The following is a 1,730-nucleotide window of genomic DNA, read 5'->3' as shown; positions in this document are numbered from 1 at the left end:
TAAACCATGAGCCAACAGTTAACGAGCCAATAGCAAAACAGCCAACTGCGCATCAAGAGCCAGATGATGCTCCAGAGCACGATAAGACGACTAAAACCACTTTACAAGAAGAGTCAGATCCAGATGTACTACGCGCCAAACAAGCTGCCTCAGCGCAGTTTTCTGGTACTGCCAATCTAGGTCAAGGTCGCGATCTAGGAACTGAAGGCAATAATGCAATGGATCAAGCTGTCAACAATCCTGCTAATACAGGACATCCAGAGAAAAAACCAAGCGGTAGTTGGTTCATATGGGTATTTATCGTCATTATTATCATCGGAATTGCTCTATGGTTATTTAACATGGGCGGCGTTTAATCGCTTATTTTGATCGTTTATACAGTTTGCTAGCTGGCACCAATCAGTTATAGAAGATGCCTTATAACTAAAGAGATGAGCCGAACAGTACAGTAGTGCTAAATAATACTAACGCTGGCCAGTTTTGTTATACTGGCTGGCTATACTGTAGCTAAATTTGGTCCATCCTCATTTCTTGACAGGTTTATGCTCTATTTATTTCAACGCCGAGCATGTACTGTCTTTTTGCTACTGCTATTTTTATCTTTTGCCTATTTGGTGTTAAGAGACTTTTTACTATGATGACCTTTGAAGAATATAACGCATTTAAAACACAAGGTTATAGTCACGCCCCCCTTGTCAAAAAACGCTTAATGGATGCTCAAACACCAGTTTCTGTGTTTTCTAGAGTACGTGATTTAAGCGGTTCAGCTTATTTGTTTGAGTCAGTCGTAGGCGGTGAGCGCTGGGCGCGTTATTCTATGATTGGTCTGGGTAGCGATTTAATCTTACAGTACACAGACGGTTATATGACCATCAAAAGAGACGATCAGATTGATAGTGACGCAGTCGATGATCCATTTGATTATATTAGAAAGCTTATGGCACAGTATAAAATGCCCACACCAAATGAGATCGAAGCACTACCAAGCTTTAGTGGCGGGCTGGTGGGCTACTTCGGTTATGACATGATACGCGTTATTGAACCAAGCGTTGGATTGTCTGATGCGCCAAACCCCATGTCGCTACCTGATATGTGGTTAATGCTCTCGATGAGTGTCATCGTCTTTGATAATTTAGAAAACACTTTGTCCATCATCGTTTATGCAGATTGTAATGATAAGGATGGCTATGGTGCAGCGATTCGAGAGCTTGAGAAAATCGAAGATAAGCTGGCTGAGATGCCAGACTTGAGTACGCCCATCATGCCCACACCAAAATTTGAATCGCAAACTGGACAAGAGAAGTATTGCAATGATGTCAATAAGATAAAAAATTATATATTAGAAGGGGACGTTATGCAGGTCGTTCCCGCTCAGCGTTTAACTGCGGACTATAAAGGAGACTCGCTGGCAGTGTATCGAGCGTTAAGATTTTTAAATCCGTCACCTTATCTGTTTTTAGTACATGGCTATACGCTTGATGACCACAAACGTTTTGACATTATTGGTGCCTCTCCTGAGATTCTATCACGTATCGAAGATGGGACAGTGACAGTGCGTCCACTGGCAGGCACACGTAAACGCGGTCAAGATGAAGCAGAAGATCTAGCACTTGAAATAGAGCTACTGGCTGATAAAAAAGAAATCGCTGAGCACTTGATGCTAATTGATCTTGGTCGTAATGATATCGGCCGTGTCTGCGAGTATGGCAGTGTCAAAGTTACCGAGAAGA

The 1,730-nt window shown here is 42.3% G+C and carries 1 protein-coding gene and 1 pseudogene; both read left to right on the top strand.

Translation table 11 applies throughout. The annotated features are described in order from the left end of the window. Positions 1 to 356 (top strand): annotated as a pseudogene (locus tag ACS8FD_RS13685) (FHA domain-containing protein); the annotation flags it as partial. Between the two features lie 278 nt (positions 357 to 634). After that, positions 635 to 1,730: anthranilate synthase component I family protein (locus ACS8FD_RS13680; protein WP_439276280.1), on the top strand; the 1,096-nt coding region annotated here is incomplete at its 3' end.

This window comes from Psychrobacter sp. 1U2, from assembly GCF_051847575.1.
The sequence above is the reverse complement of the archived record's forward strand: the minus strand, read 5'-3'. Positions and strand labels throughout refer to the sequence as shown.